15 protein-coding genes are annotated in these 19,233 nt (G+C 42.0%); 11 read left to right on the forward strand and 4 right to left on the reverse strand.

Annotation, left to right across the window (positions count from 1 at the left end; translation table 11 throughout):
* The coding region (gene tssD, locus F453_RS15315; RefSeq protein WP_309546380.1) for a type VI secretion system tube protein TssD at positions 1-135 on the reverse strand (135 nt) is incomplete at its 3' end.
* A 1,268-nt stretch (positions 136-1,403) separates the two neighbouring features.
* Between tssD and F453_RS0109000 the strand changes: the two genes are divergently transcribed.
* The 11 genes from F453_RS0109000 (at position 1,404) to F453_RS0109050 (ending at position 14,343) form a co-directional block, all read left to right on the forward strand.
* Positions 1,404-1,826, forward strand: a complete 423-nt coding sequence (locus tag F453_RS0109000) for a GPW/gp25 family protein (protein ID WP_009236140.1) — start codon at positions 1,404-1,406, stop codon at positions 1,824-1,826.
* A 13-nt stretch (positions 1,827-1,839) separates the two neighbouring features.
* Positions 1,840-3,615 (forward strand): type VI secretion system baseplate subunit TssF, encoded by a 1,776-nt coding sequence (locus tag F453_RS0109005; protein WP_018967725.1) that lies wholly within the window; start codon positions 1,840-1,842, stop codon positions 3,613-3,615.
* The gene (locus tag F453_RS0109010) at positions 3,612-6,053 is read left to right on the forward strand and encodes an AAA family ATPase (protein ID WP_018967726.1); all 2,442 of its coding nucleotides are present in this window, start codon (positions 3,612-3,614) and stop codon (positions 6,051-6,053) included. The genes F453_RS0109005 and F453_RS0109010 overlap by 4 nt, the downstream gene beginning before the upstream one ends.
* The gene (locus F453_RS0109015; protein WP_018967727.1) at positions 6,038-6,973 is read left to right on the forward strand and encodes a hypothetical protein; all 936 of its coding nucleotides are present in this window, start codon (positions 6,038-6,040) and stop codon (positions 6,971-6,973) included. The genes F453_RS0109010 and F453_RS0109015 overlap by 16 nt, the downstream gene beginning before the upstream one ends.
* Positions 6,974-6,987: 14 nt before the next feature.
* Positions 6,988-7,878, forward strand: a complete 891-nt coding sequence (locus tag F453_RS0109020) for a TssN family type VI secretion system protein (protein ID WP_025790035.1) — start codon at positions 6,988-6,990, stop codon at positions 7,876-7,878.
* Complete coding sequence (locus F453_RS0109025) at positions 7,865-9,016, forward strand: hypothetical protein (protein ID WP_018967729.1); 1,152 nt, start codon at positions 7,865-7,867, stop codon at positions 9,014-9,016. Before F453_RS0109020 ends, F453_RS0109025 begins: the two co-directional genes overlap by 14 nt.
* Positions 9,017-9,031: 15 nt before the next feature.
* A complete protein-coding gene (locus F453_RS0109030; protein ID WP_018967730.1) occupies positions 9,032-9,502 on the forward strand; it encodes a type VI secretion system TssO in 471 nt (156 codons plus the stop codon).
* Between the two features lie 280 nt (positions 9,503-9,782).
* Positions 9,783-10,229: a type VI secretion system TssO gene (tssO, locus tag F453_RS0109035; RefSeq protein ID WP_009236149.1), complete on the forward strand. Its 447-nt coding sequence runs from the start codon at positions 9,783-9,785 to the stop codon at positions 10,227-10,229.
* A 12-nt stretch (positions 10,230-10,241) separates the two neighbouring features.
* Entirely contained in the window at positions 10,242-11,183 is a 942-nt protein-coding gene (locus tag F453_RS0109040; RefSeq protein WP_018967731.1) for a PKD domain-containing protein, read from the forward strand.
* Between the two features lie 32 nt (positions 11,184-11,215).
* Positions 11,216-13,453, forward strand: a complete 2,238-nt coding sequence (gene tssR, locus F453_RS0109045) for a type VI secretion system protein TssR domain-containing protein (protein ID WP_244869416.1) — start codon at positions 11,216-11,218, stop codon at positions 13,451-13,453.
* A 341-nt stretch (positions 13,454-13,794) separates the two neighbouring features.
* The gene (locus tag F453_RS0109050) at positions 13,795-14,343 is read left to right on the forward strand and encodes a hypothetical protein (RefSeq protein WP_148295825.1); all 549 of its coding nucleotides are present in this window, start codon (positions 13,795-13,797) and stop codon (positions 14,341-14,343) included.
* Between the two features lie 261 nt (positions 14,344-14,604).
* Here F453_RS0109050 and F453_RS0109055 read toward each other — a convergent pair whose 3' ends face one another.
* The 3 genes from F453_RS0109055 to F453_RS0109065 all read right to left on the reverse strand — a co-directional run bounded on the left by F453_RS0109055 (position 14,605) and on the right by F453_RS0109065 (position 18,896).
* Positions 14,605-16,032: an aspartate ammonia-lyase gene (locus F453_RS0109055; protein WP_018967734.1), complete on the reverse strand. Its 1,428-nt coding sequence runs from the start codon at positions 16,030-16,032 to the stop codon at positions 14,605-14,607.
* A 166-nt stretch (positions 16,033-16,198) separates the two neighbouring features.
* Entirely contained in the window at positions 16,199-17,614 is a 1,416-nt protein-coding gene (locus F453_RS0109060) for a hypothetical protein (RefSeq protein WP_018967735.1), read from the reverse strand.
* Between the two features lie 811 nt (positions 17,615-18,425).
* Positions 18,426-18,896 carry a hypothetical protein gene (locus F453_RS0109065; RefSeq protein ID WP_018967736.1) on the reverse strand — a complete coding sequence of 157 codons (471 nt, stop codon included), beginning with the start codon at positions 18,894-18,896 and terminating at the stop codon, positions 18,426-18,428.
* Between the last annotated feature and the right edge of the window lie 337 nt (positions 18,897-19,233).

Here is a 19,233-nt window from a genome sequence, read left to right on the forward strand (position 1 = left end):
CACCGACACGTACCCGCCAGTAACGCTCGAGGCGGGCTTGCCCTTGGCGTCGGTGTTGCGTTTGAACTCGTAGTTGGAATACAGAACGTCGTACTCCTTACCTCCCATTTCCAATGTGGCTCTGAATGAACTCATAAATCTTGTTTTAGGTTGTTGTTGAATATTTACACTATGCGTCTTGTCCTTCCATTTCCCCCATGCGCGAGGGCAACGAAAAGAGAACGCCGTCAACGCCGCCTGATTCCGCCTCAGCCCCTCATGCGCAGCTGTTTTCCATGGCAGAACGTAAGGAACGCGGCCAAACGTGGTTGATGTTGCAAATCTAGACATTTAATCCCAAAAAATCAAGAAAAAGGAATCCGAATCTCAAAAAATTAACCCTCTTTAAACCTAGGAGGTGCGTATCAAAATTTTACATAACGAATCTTAATTCCGGGTGTGTGGGCAGCCCGAAAAGACACGAGGGCACCGAAACGACAAATGGGCCATGTCCCTTGGCGTGCCCTTCGGGCCCTTCGGGGCCTGTCGTGCGTGCGAGCGACCTTATGCCCTAAGGCGTTCAGGAGCAGTTCACCATCCCATAGCAATAAGCCCTGAAACCCCAACGGCAAAGCCCAAGGACACAACTCGCTAACCGCCCGCCTCGTTACAGGTAAGATGGAATGCCATTACAGACAAGGCGGAACAATGCTCCAGATAAGATGGAACAGTGTTCCGGGTGACATGTAACAGGGTTACGTCTTAGCGATAACGACACATGATTTAATCTACTGACAACCTATTAACTACCCTTTGGTCATGAAAACCCATCAAAACCGCCTTCGGCTTTATGCCGAACAGTCGCCTGCGCTACATCGGTCAAGAGGGAAAACATAACGCCATTGCCACGACATCAGTATAAACCCTGCCTTATATATATTAAGGTACGCGCGCACGCGAGAATTAGAGAATACAAAATGCGATGATAACTTGGTGCGTTTTTTGCATATCTTTGCAGCCTTCCACCAAGGCAAGCCGCCTCAAAACGCATCAGAATTCTTACGCATGGTTGTTTTCTCAGACAGAAGCACAAAAATACAATGTTGCGCCCTTTCGACCCGTTAACACATCAAGAAACCAACCACAACAGTCAGCACACGGAGGTATTGAAATTTATACAGAAATATTTAAAGATCACTTTCTCCCGCTCAGATAACAGAGTGAACTTAAACACTTACAAGCAAACGCAGAAACACCGTATAACATTGATTGTAAACGACTAACGAAACAAAGCCGCAAATTGAAAGTACCTGTTCACTTATTATATGCACAGAAATAATGGAGATCGCCACAAAATTTAAGCGTAAAAATTTTTGTCTTTCAATAAAATGTTATACATTTGCGGAAGTTATCCTAATAATATCATGGACTACCTAAAATTACCATTAGATTTGCCCTCAGCCTTAGAGGGAGATTTGGAGCGATGCTCCTATGAGGAGTCTATCGCCCAGCATATCATGCTGCTCGTCGTTTCACGATATGGAGAAATGGAGAGTAAGGACGATTATGGTTCCATGATTTGGAACTTGGAGTATAACCAAGCGGTTTTCAACAAGGATTGGGAGGAAGACGTGCGAAAATCGTTAGCGGCTACCATTGCCAAATACGAGCATCGCCTGAAAGACATTAGTGTAGATGTATACTTGACGGCTGCCGAAGAAGAGGTAAGAAACAAATATCCCAACGCCCGTCGGCGTGTACAAATAACGGTAAATGGGTTGCTGATTTCGAATGACAAACCTTTCTATTTCAACACCTACCTTTACATTAGTCCCCTTTCCCAATAGTAAATTTACAACCATGATAGACAATCGACAGCAAGACATAAAAGAGCGGATTTCGCGGTATGCAATGAACCTTTGGGGAATAACCGACCCAAGCAAGATGGATCCAGTAGTGGATTTGCTGCTAGACGCGTTTGCCTATAACAGCAATAGACTGTATCAAGATATAGAAGCAGCTGATGCGGCAATCTTGCATCGGTTAGCACGCTTGTTGGTTCCACACAAATGGTCTTTACCCTTCCCTGCCCACGCGTTGCTAACAATCTGTCCAGCTTCAGGCAACATTCGTGAATGTTCAATAGAAGATCAATTCTATGTGGACAAGATGTTTTTCGGTAAAGGCACAGTCCGTCTTTTCTTTACACCTCTTGCCGCATACCCGTTGGTTGATGGGCATGTGAGATCTATTGTTGACGGTAACAGGATGCGTACATGTTTCACAGACGGCAGACGAGCCGTATCAATATTGCCAAACAAAGACGAAGACAACGAACTTTCCATTTGGGCTGGTGTCTCCATCTCAGAAATGAACCTTTTGAGCACGGATTCATTAACATTTTGCATCTTACCAGAAAACGATAGGCTTTCACCCCTTATCAGGGACATACAAGTATATGATACGGATAATCATATCATGCGTACACATACTCCGATGTTTTCTCTGCCCGAGAAGGAAAAGTATTATTATTTTGAAGACATCAACGACTACTATGCCGACAACTATGTTACCATAGACTTGGCAGGACATGAGCATAGGGAAAGCTTATGCTGCACCCCATTGCCACGTATATGGAACTCCGACGGCATGGATGGCAAGCTAGAAAAGCTCTGTTGGTTTAGGCTACAATTTCCCAACACATCGCAAGACGTAGATTTTGATGAAATACGTATCTTACTCAACACCTTTCCTGTGGTGAATAGACAACAAGCCTTTAAGAAACATGATTTTTCAAAAGAAGGCTCTATCGTCTCTCTTCCATACAGTGCAGAAACACATTTTCTACATATCGATAGCCTTCAAGACAACGAGGGGAGAAACTATACTGATATACAAAGTCACTATGAAGGCAACCCAAGCGGTGCTTTTAGCGTATACTTCGGAAATCTTGAGAGATTTGACACAGATAATGCACGTAGCCTTATAATAAAGCTAATGCACCTGTTGCGTGAAGACGGAATGGCTTTCTCTTCCGAAAACTCGGAAATTCTTGGCGGTAAACTTACTGAACTTTATGAGAGTATAACTTCGATGGGTAAGAACAGCTATGATTTGGTACAACGCGGGAATAGGCCTCGCGTATTTCTGCTGACTTATCCTGAAAAAGGAGCAGAAAATGTGGAAGTAAAATATTGGCTTTCTAATGGACCTACAGGTAACGGATTAGACGAAACGACCCCGTTATCCCACCACATGACAGACAAGTACCTAAACGCAGGCTTCCGCTTCCAAACAGAAACCAAGCAGGGAACTGCGCACAAAAATGAACAAGAGCTAATAAGCAGCCTGCGTTATGGCCTACTAAGCAGAGACAGAGTTGTTACTGAAGAAGATGTGAGCAGTTACATCTTCCATAAGCTAGGCAATGCTGTAAAAAACGTAGACATTCGCGATGGAGTGGCGATTTCTCCTGATATAAAAAAGGGAATTGTACGGACTACGGAAATAAGGATAAGCTTGAAACGTAGTGCAGGAGGCCATGCGACAGACTTCTCTATCACTGCTCGGTTCTTAGAAAAGGAATTAACGAAACGAGCCATCAGTAAAATACCTTTTAAAGTGTCTTTCGTATGAGTGAGCAAAATTACAGCAACAGCCTGTTGTCAGCCATTAAACTGGCAAAGGCGATGGCACGGCAAGACAGACATCAATCGTATGGTGTTGCCCATCTAGCAACGGCAATGATGACAGAACAGACAGGGTTGAGGGACATCCTTACATCCATGCAGAAAGATGTGGCATACATTATGGATTGGTTCGACACGCATAAAGAAATGTATGTGTCGGTAGGGAATAACACTTCAGACATCGTTGCCGATGGTGAAGTAAAACTTGTGATGGACGAGGCAGAGAGGTCAAAAATTAAGTTGGGAACCGACTATGTAGACGCCCTCTGCGTGTTTACAGCAATCGTAAGAGATGGTGTAGTGTATTCACATCAACAAATAGAAGGTTTGGGTGTCTCTGAACAAGACATCTTGGAATATTTCAATGCTGCAGCTTCTCCTTTCGCAAACGCAATGGGACAAGAACTACCAACTTCTATCCAATATGCTTCAGATCTAAAACGAGGTGACATCTTGGAAGAAGGAAAGACCATCATAGGCCGCGGTAAAGAGGTAAGACTTATTCTTGAAAACTTAGAAAGGGCGGAGAATAAAGGCGTCTTATTGGTTGGAGCACCTGGTGTCGGCAAAACGGCAATCGTAAAAGCATTGGCACATGAAATAGCAACCAACAAGGACGAAATGATCAACCAGACTGCACTTATTGGACTGAACACCTCTAAGGTTTTGGCACAAACGTCTTCAGAAACCGAAGTAGGGCAAAAGATAACCACTTTACTTCAAAAACTGAACCAAACCAAAAACAAGACTGTTGTTGTTATAGACGACTTGCAGATGCTCTTGGAAAATGGAAATGCCTCTAACGCTATCGGACTGGTGAATATCTTGGATGCGCAAATTAGCGAGGGGACAGTAACACTATTGTTGCTTCTTTCGACGGACGCTTATCGAAAGCATCTAGAAAAACACCCCATAGCCAACCGTTTGAATGTGGTGAATGTGGAACAACTTGAACCCAATGTGTTGAAAAGTGCCCTTCTGGAGCATCGGACACTATTACAGGCTCATTATGGGCTGAATATTACGGAGGAAGCCATAGACAATGCCTGCTATTTGGCAAACAGATATTATAAAGAAAAAAGTCAGCCTGCATCTACTTTAGACCTTATTGACAGCACAGCAGCTTCGGTAAGATTAAGCAACAAGAACGCACCGGAAACAATTGCACAACTAACCAATAGCTATAACAAATGGCTAAACCAACCTGTTGAGGAAATAAACGAACGCGACCTACATCTGCTTTATCATACAGTGTTTAGTAAGCTTAGTGTGGTTATCACCTCTAAAATTGCAGACAACTTCGTGCTTACCGATGATGATTCGACCAAAGATAAACTGGATAAAATAGGCCTAATATTAAAAGAGCTAGCCGATGTAGCAGCCCAAGGCATCCAGGCTGTTTCTTCTCTTGAAGTGGAAGCGGTAGTTGCAGGAGACACCGGTATACCCATAGGGAAGATACAGGCTCAGGAAAAAGATCGTCTACTGGGCATCGAATCCAAATTAAGAGAGCGGGTAAAGGGTCAGGACAAGGCAATAACAACACTATCTGATGCCATTATCGAGTCACGAAGCGGACTTAGTGACCCCAAGAAGCCCATTGGTTCTTTCTTCTTTCTTGGACCAACAGGAACAGGTAAGACAGAACTAACCAAATCGTTAGCCGAACTTCTCTTCGACGATGACAATGCAATGATACGTTTTGACATGTCGGAGTTTAAGGAAGAACATTCAGCCGCATTACTCTATGGAGCTCCTCCTGGATATGTAGGCTACGAAGAGGGCGGCCTACTTGTTACTAAAATACGACAGAAGCCCTATTCCGTAGTGTTGTTTGACGAGATAGAAAAGGCCCACAGCAGTGTTTACGACGTGTTCTTGCAAATGATGGATGAAGGGAAGATACATGATAAGCTGGGTCGTGAGGGTGATTTTTCTAACTCTATAATCATCTTCACCTCGAACATCGGCAGTCAATGGATTACCCAACAGATACAAGAAGGACGCCAACCAAAATCTAACGAACTGATAGAGGTGATGTCAAAATACTTTCGGCCAGAGTTTCTTGGCCGTCTGACAGAAATCGTCCCTTTCTCTCCGATTACAGAGCCTGTGGCACAAGAAATATTCACGTTACAGTTCTCGCGTCTACAAAAACAATTACTGGACCAGAAGAACATCCGAGTGGACTTGGCTCCGGAAACAGTTTCTTATCTCACAGGCAAAGGATTCTCACCACAATATGGCGCACGACCGATAGCAGGCGTAATCAGAACTTACCTGAAAAAGACGATCTCAAAACTGATTGTTTCGGAATCCGTCAAGCAAGGCGACAGCGTAATCGTTAATTATAAGGAAGGAAACTTGCAATGGGAGTGCAAATAAACACAAACGAAAGAAACATGGAAGAATTCTCAAAAAGCGAGGTAGGAAGATTACTTGCCGAGGTATTCTTTAGAGAACTCCTATTCATCTCGGGAGACGAAAATCTCTCAGATAAACTTGTGGTGCGTAACCATGGGATGAATAGTCGTGTGCTATCGCAAGACGTTTTGGCTTTTCAAGTGGAAGATCTTCCTGGAACTTCGAAAGAATGGTTCGTATTACACCTTGCCCGTAATGGCATTTACCACCAACTGCCTGAATTTCTTTTCCACCCAATCTCTCTTAGCACACCAAGTATGACCAATAACGAGGTCGTAGAAGCAATGCGTGCCAATAGAAAGAAAGAAGCTGATGCCATCAAGTTCTTCCAACCTTTTGATACAGAGTTCTTTTTGGATGGAGTTAACGTCTTTAAGCGCAGCTTGAATCTCTTTACGAACCCATACGATAGCCGCATATTACGAGGTGTAGGCTCTCTTTTTTGTCCTCAAGAAGGTTTGTTAAACTATGGAGAGCGGTACAGACTCTTCTTGTTCTTATGCGACGCTGATAAATATAAGGAGAATCTGACTAAACTAGAAAGCCTTCTTGACACAGTATTACGTGTGCCCATATCCTTACAATATAAATCTCACTACATAGAAGAATCACCATACAAGACCTTAGGGGATTGTCACTTAGGAGTAGATTCTGGACTCTTTGGCCGCTTTATTGGCGAGTTAGACGATGTAGAAGCAAAACTCTGTTTAGTGAAAGGTATCGAAAGCGACAAATTACTTAAAGAAAGGACAGAAGCACTAAAGTTTGTCTTGTCATTCTTCATCGTGTCTGCAAGGCGTGTTAATGTCGTTTATACAATTAAGTCGAATAATGGGTTTGTGCTAGGAACAAACTTCCTAGGTTATGACACAGAGCTATAAAAAACATCAACAGAATGAAACCATTAATATTGTTTTTCCTAAAATACTTGTTAGCACCTCTACTTGCAATGCTGCTATTGTTCATTGCAAGTGCCTTGAAATCTGTTAGGCAAAAACTCAGCATGAAAAAAGTCATCATTTTTTCGTTAATTGCTGGAATTTGCTTAGGAATACCTGCCCTCTTTGGTTTTCTGAGAAACGAGTTTGTGTGGGGCGGGCTAGTTCTTGCTCTCGTTTCATACCTCTTACTTGGTGTGCTTTTTCTCATCGCTTTAAAGGTTATGACAAAAGACGGAACTAAAGGTCCAAACGATGGTATTAGCATCCTACTCATTGTCGTATCCTCCGTAGTGGGCGGGTGGATATACTATTTGGTCTTTGACTGGGCGAGTGAAGGCTTAACTTATTCTGTTTGGGCTATGACAGTCGTGCTTTGGTTTACAATTCCCTATTTTGTTTATCAAAGCTTTGAGAAATTCCGCAATATACAACCACCTGTATATGCATTATGGAGATGTGATAATGGCGGATTTAACCGTAACTATTGGGACACGTTCGACAGTTTTAGGGCAAGGACCGTGAAGGTGAAAGTAAAAAGGAGAAGAGGAGATGTGGGCTATACAACATTAACCGTTCGACTTTCTGACGGTATTCCCTTGGGAAACTGGTTCGACTGGTTGATCGAAGACCAGAATAGACGTTTCCCCCAAGCTCAGATAGATACGAAGACTGAGAATCCAGATAGCGGTTGGATTTTTTATACCAGCAAATGGTTTAAGTACCCGCTCTTTATACGTATGCTGGATCCAAATCTGCCCGCAGGGGAGAACCGCATTAAAAAGAACCAAGTGATCTATATAAAAAGAGTAATGAGCATAAACAACATACAACATGAAGAAGATTGAATACCTGCCAATCAATTGGGTTAATGGTCTTAAATTGAACAATGGCCATTTTTTCGAAACTTACTATAACATGATGGAGACGGTAAGGCTGAACCGCGAAGAAGGTCTTACATCCTATAACTATGGATTTGGCGAAAGACTCGAGCATGCCAGTTCGCCCATTGAGTTGGAAACAAAGGGAGATACTATTGACACACTCTCTATACATTTGAAATCATGCAATGCCATAACTCGTGGTGGTTTTTCCATCATTTACAACCAAAGTCTCTATGGGGAGTTCGTCCCATCTGTGAAGATAAAGACACCAGATGCAGATCTAGAGAAGGAGAAAGTAATTTACATCATCCTTTCTGTCAGTCCAGATAAAATGCTCCCTGTGGGTGTACCCGATCCCGAAGCCACTCCCCTACACCATCCCTATGCCCTACCTAAAGTATGCATACAACTGATGACAGAAACGCAAGCTAATAAAGACTTCATGGAAGGTAACTGCATCATCGCAGGAAGAGTTATAGCAGAAGGTGCACTATTTGAAATAGACAATCAATATGTCCCGGCAACACAGCGCGTATGCTATGATACACGTCTGTCGTCGTTTCTTGATGAATTTAGAAAAAGCATTGAGGTGATTCATAACTATTCACTGTTAATTTGCCGCAAAAACATTAGAGATTCGCGTAGAGATAAATTAATGGAAAATACTTTCGTTCTTTGCCGTTCTGTACAAAGGTTCTTCGATATGCATTCCTTCCATCTAGAACAACTGGCTGCTGAGCAACCTCCCGTGTATATGGTAAGTCTAGCTAGTATGCTTGCACACAGCTTGCACACGGCTCTGCATACCATGCCTGAGAATGAAGCAGAATATCTATTGCAATATTATAAGGAATGGACAAATATCAATCCTGCCGATTTTCAGCAAGCGATAGGTGACGTGAAGAATGTCAGATACAAGCACACGGATATTCTTCCCTCATTGAAGAGTGTCGGTAACTTGATGGCATTGTTAGAAAGACTCTTTAAAAAGATGAGTGAATTGGAATATGTCGGACTGATGCGAGAGAATATTGTGTTGAGCGAAGACAGTGCTGGTCATTCTCCTGAGGAAGAGAAAAAGGGATGGCGTGTGTGGGAGTAAAATTAACCTTTGATCATGGAAGCAAAAAACAAAAAAGAACGTAAGAAAGCAAGAACCGCATTCCTGGCATGGTTTGCACTCACACTGCTACTGTTCTTCACCTTTGGAGTATTTACACTGACAATAGCCCAAAAAGGCATCAGTATGCTCGAAGAGAAGAAAGCACGTTATGACGGGATATTTAGGAAGCAGGCCGATTACAACTTTCGTATGGATGAGATATACAGAAACATGCACAGCTTAACCATCAAAGAAAGGACAGGTAATGAACACAGACTGCTACAACAGATCATTACCCAAGAGCGCGACAAAATGCTTGACGAGATAGGTATGTCAGACAATGACAGTAACAATTACATGCTCTACAAGTCTGTGTTGGCGCAAATCCGTACGACACAAGAGACCATAGACAATTATGACAAGGAAGCTCGCAAACGAGTGTATAACCTTGGCCAATTGCAAAAGGGTCGGCAAAGGGTCCAATAAGAAGTGGGCTAGGAGTTTGCATTAACCGGTTAATCCCTATAATCAAATGGATGGCTTGGGCGTTTATTGGAAAGATACGGATAGGGTACTCAGTCAAAAGAGACACTCCAATTATGAGGGGCAATCAATACGAGCCTTCTCGTTAACTTTCCCTCTAGTTGTCTATCTAACCCCAAGCTAAAGTAATGAAACAGTATCACACAATGGGCACTAACTTATAATAAGCAGGAAGCCATGCTGTGTAACTAGAAATATCATTTTGTATAATAAAATATAGAATATGACAAAAGACGAGAATATTTGGACAGGAGTTAAATTTGTCTTATTACTGGTTTTCTCAGTAGCGTTGGCGTACATTCTTCTATGTAAGTATGTTATACACATCCCTGAATCAAAGACCGACTTGCTTATAAAAGAGATCAACGAGTCTGAAGCGATACTTACCGACCAAAAAAAGATGGCTCAACAGTTTGAGCGGATTAAGGCAGACATCGACTCTCTGAACTTCGAGATACAGCAAGTGCAGCATACTGGTGAAATTAAAATGAGAATTTCACGGATGCAAGAAGCATACAAGAAGCACGGGAGTAATCCCAAGTACTTATACTGCGTACAGGCATACAAGTTTCTACAGGGGTATTTCGACGTACGCGAAAACTTAAGCTATACCATTAGCGACAACAAACTCATTGAGGAAGATATCGAAAAGATAAAGGCGAACATCTAAACACGAGTTGTTATGAATGAAAGACAAAAAATCCTATTGGCAATAGCTGCCTTCTTAGCCATTGTCGTCATTGTGCTTCTCTTGCTGCTTCCTTCACGAACGTCTTCAAAAAGCTTAGACTTCTACATCCATGACAGCAATGGAAACAATCAATTGGAAGTGAATGAGGCTATCAGGTTCATCATCAACAATCCTGACGGTGTGGCAGACAAAGCTGTGCTTTGGAAAATGGGCAATGGCGACAGCGTAATAGGACATCCCAACATTCAGTATAAGTATAAGAAAGCTGGGAGATACCTCATAACACTTCAAGTTGATGGAAAACGCATTCTCGAAAGGGCAATACTGGTGATTGCCGTAAAAAAGGATGTGGAAATAGACTCTATCCCTAAAATTAATGGTGTGTCGCAAGGATATGAGGGTGAAGAACTTGTCTTCTCTGCAGAAGGACATGGGATGGACACATGGTATTGGGAATTTGGCGAGAGTGGCACTGTTGACGCTTTCGACCGGCAAGTAGTATACAAATACGATAAGCCTGGCAAGTACATCATCAGGCTTAAAACCAACACAACACTTTTACCTATAGAACACGAGATTACTATTCTGCCCAAAATAGAAGACATTATGGATCAAGCGCAAATCGATACCCTCACGCTTGTACAAAACGATATCAAGAGACATTTACAAGCGATAGCCAACGCAAAGGTATCAGATAGAGCTACCTTCTATTACAATATGAACTACATTAAGGACACCTATTTTTATTATGATGCAGACCAGGTAATGGTTGAGGTGAATGGTAAACGCTTCAATGTTTTCCCTGATTATTGCCAAGGTTTGCATTTCTTGGAAAGCAATCGTAACAATCGGGTTCTTATTGAGGATGCTAAGATCGACGATTTACATCGAATCACCAAAATTCAAGTAACTCAAAAATTTGTCGGAAAATGAAATTGTCTATCTACAACATACATTATTCTTGGATGGCAAGAACTACTGCTGTCCTTCTCTCCCTACTATTCCTTAACAGTGTTTACGCACAGGTTACAAAGTACGAACGCTTGCATTGTGTGGGCCATCAATCCTTTAACTTTGTACCTAGCACTAGCCAACATCCGTATTTGCATAAAAATAAAGACTTGCTTGTAGTCTATTCCGACAGAGATGGGAATAAGGCTTATTCAAATCGTTTTGCACAAAGGGTACTAGGAGAACAGAAGATGGGCAGTCCATATTACGTTGTCGACGAGAAGAATGGCTTTTGCAAACTAGTAGCTGCATCGCCAAGTATCGTAGGAAAGCCCAAGGGAATGCTAAGCCTATTCTATGGCAGTAAAAGACATCTCAAGGATGCAGCAAGCGCTCCGTTTGTTGGATGGATACCCAAAGATCGTTTATTGCCTTTTGGACATGCTTTTGTCTCTCCATCAAACAACTTACCCATTAAATTCCGTGTGGGTACTACTGCTATCAACAGGCTCTTCAACCTACACCCATATTGTTCAATCGATAGCATACTAGTGTTCAAAGATCCTTTCTTTGACAATAAAACATCAAAGAGTGTCTGTTGGGGACAGATTGTATATGCCTATAAATACGATGAAAGTAAGCAGGCCGTTCTGATTTCCGATAAACCCACGCTGAACGATACAGAAAGAAAGGTATTGGGATGGGTACCAAGCGACATGGTTGTTGAAGTAGGACAAAATAGTTCCTGTTTGTTGGAAAACGAGCAGATAGGCGAATTTCCTTTACAATCTAACTTTATTCTCTTCCACAATATCAACAACAAAAGTAAAGACAATGTAACAAAGCTGCCAGTGTCCGTGTGGGATGACGAGCGCAGTTATATCATCAACATAAAAGGCGAAAACTTCCCCGTAGCTGAAATAAAGCGGATGAACAACGGAAGTAGGCGCCTAAATGTTCATTTATTGTTTTTTGAGAAAGACAGGGCAGAAGTTCGGGCGCTGGCAAGTTCCTTACAAGACATTGCCATGAAAATACCTCACACATTTCAAACGGCATTTTCGATGACCTCTATTTCCGAAAATGGTAACCAGCATCTAAAATGCACACCCAACTATGCGCAATGGCTAACCTTTCTTGAGAAAACAACTTCCGGTCATACAAACGGCACTACATCCTCAGTGGGTTTTGAAGCAGCTATCAATACTATATTCAGCGAAACACCTTATGTGAAATTTGAGAATGACGTCTTCATTGTTTTAGGAACGGATGAAATTCCCACCTTCACTTCCGACATCAAATCTAAGTTAGCAGCCCGATCCGCCTGCCTATTGTTTGTGCAACTATATAATAAGGACAACACCTCTTATCAGAATTTTATTCTCCAATCCAAAGAACTACTCGATGCCAATATTGCGGGATATATGAATTTCATTACCCAATATATTGCAGACCCCAAGCTAGACAAGCCCAGCCTATTTAAGGAGTTAAGCACTGATAATGAAAATGCCTATCTACTAGATGTGCCACAGAATAGCATAGCCACAGGCGGACTAGTCTTTCCAAAAGCCAATGGCAGACTATCAAATCCTGGCCTCTCCAATATACTAGACACGCTATTTGTACAGATCTCCACAAAAGATAGCGAACTGATAACATCACTCACCAAATGCAAGAACAAGTTGGGCGTGCAACGCGCCGTTCCTACAAAATATGTTGAACAATTATGCAAAGCCTCTTTCCTATCTATCAAAAACCTAGATAGAGTAAGTATAAACGAGACTATCTATGCCAAAATTCAACCAAACGACTCTGTCCTTAATGATACCACAAGCGGTTATCTTTTCAATGCAAACGAACTGAAGGCTCTATTTGATGGGTGGCGAGAACTCATGCCCTATTTTACATCAGGTATGGGAAAGAAAGAAGTCAAAATTTTGCGGAAGCTGTATCATAGGCAATGTCGCAGTATTAATGACATATATCGACGGAAGGTACTCTCAGGCAAATCTTTGCTTTCCTATCTTTTCTATTACAAAACAGGCGTTCCTCCTATAGAAGAAAGGAGTAGGATGATGAGAATAAAAGACCTGACATGGAAGAAATGCCAACTAAACAGTTGGGACACGTCCTACCATAATATGTACCAACGACTTCTGCGTTTGGAAAAGCTTTTTAAATCTAACAAGCTTCGAACGATAGAAGTATCTGGCGTTACCTACCACTTTATACCCACACAAGAAATGCTTTAAGCCTGATTATAGAATCTATGCTTACACAGCTTTATTGTACGTTATAGGAGATTCAAAGATACTAAAAACAAGATTCTATTGACATGACTAATTTAGGGGCATTAAAGGAGTGGATTGTAGTTTGTAATAGATGTCTTCAAGAGAACAATGATATTAAGTCGTTTATAGACAACTATATCAAGACATTCCCTAAAACACGGAAAAGGCATATACAACTCTCAATATTGATACGTTCTTCCATGAATTTAACTTCTATTGCCTTATTGGCGAAGTTTATGGTTCAAAACAGTATGCCCTCATATCTCAAATTATCCGTAGGCATTCTTTTACGCAATTGTTTTATGGATATATTACTGGGATTGTATATTGGAACTATGGATGATGCAAATGTAGATGAAATTGCAGAGGTTCTACAGATTGACTATGTTAAGTCCTTGTTTGAGCAGTTTGAGGTTTATCGTGACAAAGTGGGAGACATAGGTTTAGAAGAGGAACTTATTGAACACATATACACACTAGAACTTGAAGATAACTATCTTAATTATCTTGAACCTAACAAGAATCCAAGCGATTTGATTCCTGGGAGTGAACGTGAAATGTGGAAGACAATTCCAAAGAAGAACGTTAGAACTCTTCTTGAAGACAAAGAATCTAAAAATGAACTAAACCTCAGGAGAATTTATGAGATCTTAAAGAACTCTAGTTTATCAGAGTGTGCAATCAACTTGTATGCATACTACAAATATTTTTCACAATATGAACATTTTTCTGAATTAGGATTTGGAAATGCTATTGTCTCATACGATTCTGACAATATCAATATGGAAAAGTCGATCATTCGCTTATCCGAATCAATATCATTGATAAAACAGCAACTTACAAATAAGTGATTGAGAATATAAAGAAGCACAAGATAGCCAACGCATTACAAGTGGGGTATCTCCATAAAAGACACTAAAAAACTTTCACTGCTGTATACCTATTTTAACGTGAGTTCGATGAATTATAAGTGTCTGTAAATTTCGCTAATCACGTTATTTACAGACACAATCAAATGAGGAAGAAAAAGACGAGTGATACCAACAACTTGAAAAAGAGACTATCTAGCTTATAGATAGTCTCTTTTTTACTAAACCCAAAACAACAAATACTTATTTCTTAGGTTTTATACCGAGTTTTACAGGTTTTATCATATTCTCGGGTTTCATTATTGTATCGAGGTCTTCTTTCGACAATATGTCGTGTTCGAGAATAAGGTCATACACGCTGCGTCCCGTTTCGATAGCCTCTTTTGCTATCTTTGTCGAGTTTTTGTAGCCTATCACAGGGTTCAGAGCCGTTATGATGCCGATACTGTTGTGTACGTAGTTGCGGCACACCTCTTCGTTGGCGGTGATACCGTCGATACAGCGGATACGAAGTGTATCGAAGCCCTGTATCAGTATTTCTGACGACTCGAAGCAGCACTGAGCTATAACAGGTTCCATCGGGTTGAGTTCCATCTGAGCCTCTTCGCTCGACATAGCCACACAGAGGTCGTTGCCGATTACTTTATAAGCAATCTGATTCATCACCTCAGGTATGACGGGATTTACTTTGCCTGGCATAATGGACGAACCCGGCTGCATCGGAGGCAGGTTTATCTCGTTAAGTCCACAGCGGGGACCCGACGAGAGCAGACGTAGGTCGTTGCATATCTTGTTCATCTTCAGAGCTATCATACGCAGAGCCGATGAGTAGCCTGCCAGTGAAGAAGTATCGGAGGTGGCTCCTACAAGGTCGTCTGCCAAAATGTATTTATGCCCTGTTATCTTGGCAATAGCCGCCGTGCTCTTTTCGGCATATCCCGGTTCGGCACAGATACCCGTACCGATAGCAGTAGCTCCCATATTGATAGTCAGGAGTTCTCGTGCAGCAGCTTCGAGGTGTGGCAATTCGTTGCGTAAGATGCTTGCAAAGCCCGCAAAGGTCTGACCCAAAGTCATAGGTACGGCATCTTGCCATTGTGTACGTCCCATCTTTATGACGCCTGCAAACTCTTTTGCCTTACGTTCGAACGAACGGATAAGCTCTTCGAAGTGCGGCACGAGAGCCAGATATGTGTAATACAGACCTATATGTATGGCTGTAGGATAAGCGTCGTTGGTGGATTGCGAACAATTTACGTGGTCGTTAGGAGAACAGTGTGCGTAATCGCCCCGTTTATATCCCATAAGTTCCAGAGCACGATTGGCAATTACTTCGTTGGCATTCATATTGGTGCTCGTGCCAGCTCCGCCCTGAATCATGTCTATCGGGAACTGTTCGTGATGCTTGCCGTCTATCAACTCCTGGCACGCCGTCTTGATGGCTTTTGCCATATCGTCTGTGAGCAGACCCAGTTGGTGATTGGCTTCGGCTGCTCCCATCTTAGTGATAGCCAGACCTTTGATAAACAAAGGATACTGGCTTAGTTTGAAGTTGCTTATTGGAAAGTTTTCCAAAGCCCTGAGTGTTTGGACTCCATAAAGAGCCTCTTCGGGTACTTCTCTCGAACCGAGCAAATCGCTTTCGATACGTGTTTTTACTGATTTATTCATGTCTAAAATTTTAAATGATTATCTGTATTTATACCTAAACTCATTTCATGTTTAATGTCATGAAATGTGTTATAGCCTCTACTTTTACACCGTCATAGCTTACAGAATGTCCTATGCGCAAGGGTAAGTTTCTCATTTCAATGCAGTGGAATTATGACGAAACGAATTAATAGCCCACCTCAATAGATGCAGGGAAAATTCGACATGGGTCGAAGTATTCTGTGCAGCTGTTAATCATGTCCTGCAAAGTAGGCTTCACATAACCGCGGTAAAGCTGTTTGCCATTTACGATGAGCGTTACAGCCTTGTTCATATCCACAAGCTGATCGTTAAGATATATGCGCAGCTTTCCGCCTTTAGACTTCTTATAAGAACGGTTGAACTTCATTTCAATGCCCCACTGCTTATCCTTCTCAACAGTTGTGTATTCCACATCATTGATATTCATTGTAATGACATTGTCATTAATCATCATCTCATAATAAGTGCGATGCTCCGATGGAGACACTAGAACCTGTAGGTTGTGGAAACCCGAACGTCGACGGCCGTCCATTTCAAAATCTTCCCAAAGAACGGTCTTAGGATACGGATTCCGAACAAAGCGTTTGAGCCATGGGGTTGTTAGGCTATAGTTTATTCTATGCTGCATATTTGGAAGCAAATTGATGCGATGCCGAAAGAGCGGACGATTGTCTGCCGAAAGGGGACGCACCAATTGTGCAGAGTCGAAAGCAACTTGTGTGTAGTGGGTTAGAATATTACGATAGAATCCCGTATCGTCTGCACCTGTGAGAAAAGAAAAACCCATGTTGGCACAATTCTCAACAGGAGCATTCTTTAGAGGTTCACCACCGGCCATCGGACCAGCTGCAGCCCAATAGTCTGCATAGAATGAGGCTAGCCGTTGGCTACCATAACCACCTTCGGATATGCCAAACACGTAAAGGCGATTGGCGTCAACAGCTCCGTCAACAAGAACTTGTCGTATAAGTTTCTCCCAAGCAAACTGTTTAGATAGTTGCCACCAACGATAGTAGTTGCCCTCGTTGGGTATTTGGGGAATAAAATAAAGCGACGGAGCATCTTGGAACAAGTTTCCCAATATCAACCCATTCTGCCACTCTTGTTCTTTTGGACCCGAACCATGCAAATATAAGAAAAGCGGCATCTTCCCATCCGCCTTACCTTTTGAGCCAAAGTAGTAGGGCATAACCGCATTCGGTTCCAATTCTTGTGGTAGGCTCCATGATGCACCACCACCATTTTGCAAACTTTCGGGCTTTATGAGTTTCTCTTCCTGCAATTCGCGATTGGCCTCACACCAAGCACTCCACACCATCTCCTTGCTACTAACTACGTCGTTGTCCTTCAATTGCTTTTGTATCTTGGTAGCATCGTTCGTGTTGCGAGTGTAGTTCGCCTTACTCTTCAGCGCTGCGTTCTGCTTTGCCTTTAAAGTTTGCAGGAAATAGTTCTTCACCTTCTCCTGTAGGTTGTGCGATTGTGCATCCGCGCTGTTTATAGTAGCAAACAGAGCAAGAGTTACCGACAACGTTGCGGCAAGTTTATTGAAATGTATCATAAGGTATATGTCCGACTTTTACTGCTCAGTGTATTTTATGATTTAGGCTGACTGTTTAACCCTCTCACCTGTTAGAACAAGTTGATACGGCTAAACATTAATACCATTTACGGTTGTCAATAGTTTTGATGGACAAAGGTAAACATTTCCCAATGATTGTGCAAGCATATTTCTCCAATTTATATTCACAACATTATACCCCTATCCTTAAACCCATCTACGTCAAGCACCCTACAGCCCCATGCTTATTATTAAGTGAAATGCTTATGACTTATTTTAAATAACACGTTAATTCGTCATCCAGAAGCATTAAGCTATGTTGTACTGCTGTTCCAGATGACATGGAACAGTGTTACAGCTTATATGGAACAAGATTCCAGATGGCATGGAACACGGTTCCATCTTACATGCAACAAGGCGTCTTACTAGAAAGCTCATCGCTAGGGCATATCTCATCGTGGCTGAAAGCATAAATCTATGAATAGGAGAAACTATCTATCTGAACGCGTGGGCATAAAAAATGATGTAAATAGGGCATGGAGTAACGATTAGCCAGTGCAAGTCACACTTTACATGCCCTACCCTATGCATGGACGCAAACATACGTGTGTGACACAACCTGGCGAACACGCAGATTTTGCGAGCCATATAAACACCAATCGGCCATTAGCTCTTCTCAATGCCATAATGGTTTGAAGAAGATCTAATGGCCGATTAAGCTTAAATCAAAGCGCCATGGCAGGCCATGCACGTGCATGATAAAATGCCGTTTGTAAGGGCCTATACGCCTAAACTTTTTTATCAGTCGTCCTTATGATGCCCTAACATATACCGGACCAGAATAGTTTCCTCGTTCTGCTCTTACGCCATTTTTATTTACCTGTCGTACTCTATACGAAAGCCAAATATAGCCGTTGGAGTATTTATCCACAGCAATGTAGCTGCCTTCGGCCAAAGCCACCTTTGAACCATTAACATCAATATCTTCACCATCAAACTCCCACGAGCCTCTCTGAGACAGGTCTACACTTTTGCCAATTCTATTCTTGGGATAAACCAAGGTTACGTCTATATCTCTAGAATTAACCTCCAACCTAATCTTATAGGTTGCGCCCCGGTCCTCAATGGTTGCACTTTCTATGGGGAATATACCCCTAGAGTAGCTAATTGTGTTGGGCTGCTGATCTTCTATCATACCGTCGTCTTTACGACAACTAGTAAACAATGTACCAAAAACCAAAAGGGCTACTGCCAGTAAAGATAAAGCTTTAATCTTTTTCATAATCTTATTCTTAGTTGATTGTGCGTGCAAAGATAGGCAAAAGCCATGTCGAGGCATCTACATACCCTGCAATTATAAGTAAAGCTATGTTTTTTTAACTTTTCGAAATTACACAGAATAGAGCTACTTACACGCGCTTCACCAAATATATTTGGATAACTTGCAAGCCCGTTGCAAGGGGGATAACCTAAGGAATAGACTTAAAATAAGACTTAAGGTTTGCTGTTTTCGATGATATTTTATAAGTTTGCAAGACAAAAGGGCGATACCATTGTATGGCAGGCCTTGAATTGTTACACACACGTGGGTTATAAAATACGCCACCAACAACTAAACA

It is taken from the genome of Hoylesella loescheii DSM 19665 = JCM 12249 = ATCC 15930 (assembly GCF_000378085.1).
GTDB classification, from domain to species: domain Bacteria; phylum Bacteroidota; class Bacteroidia; order Bacteroidales; family Bacteroidaceae; genus Prevotella; species Prevotella loescheii.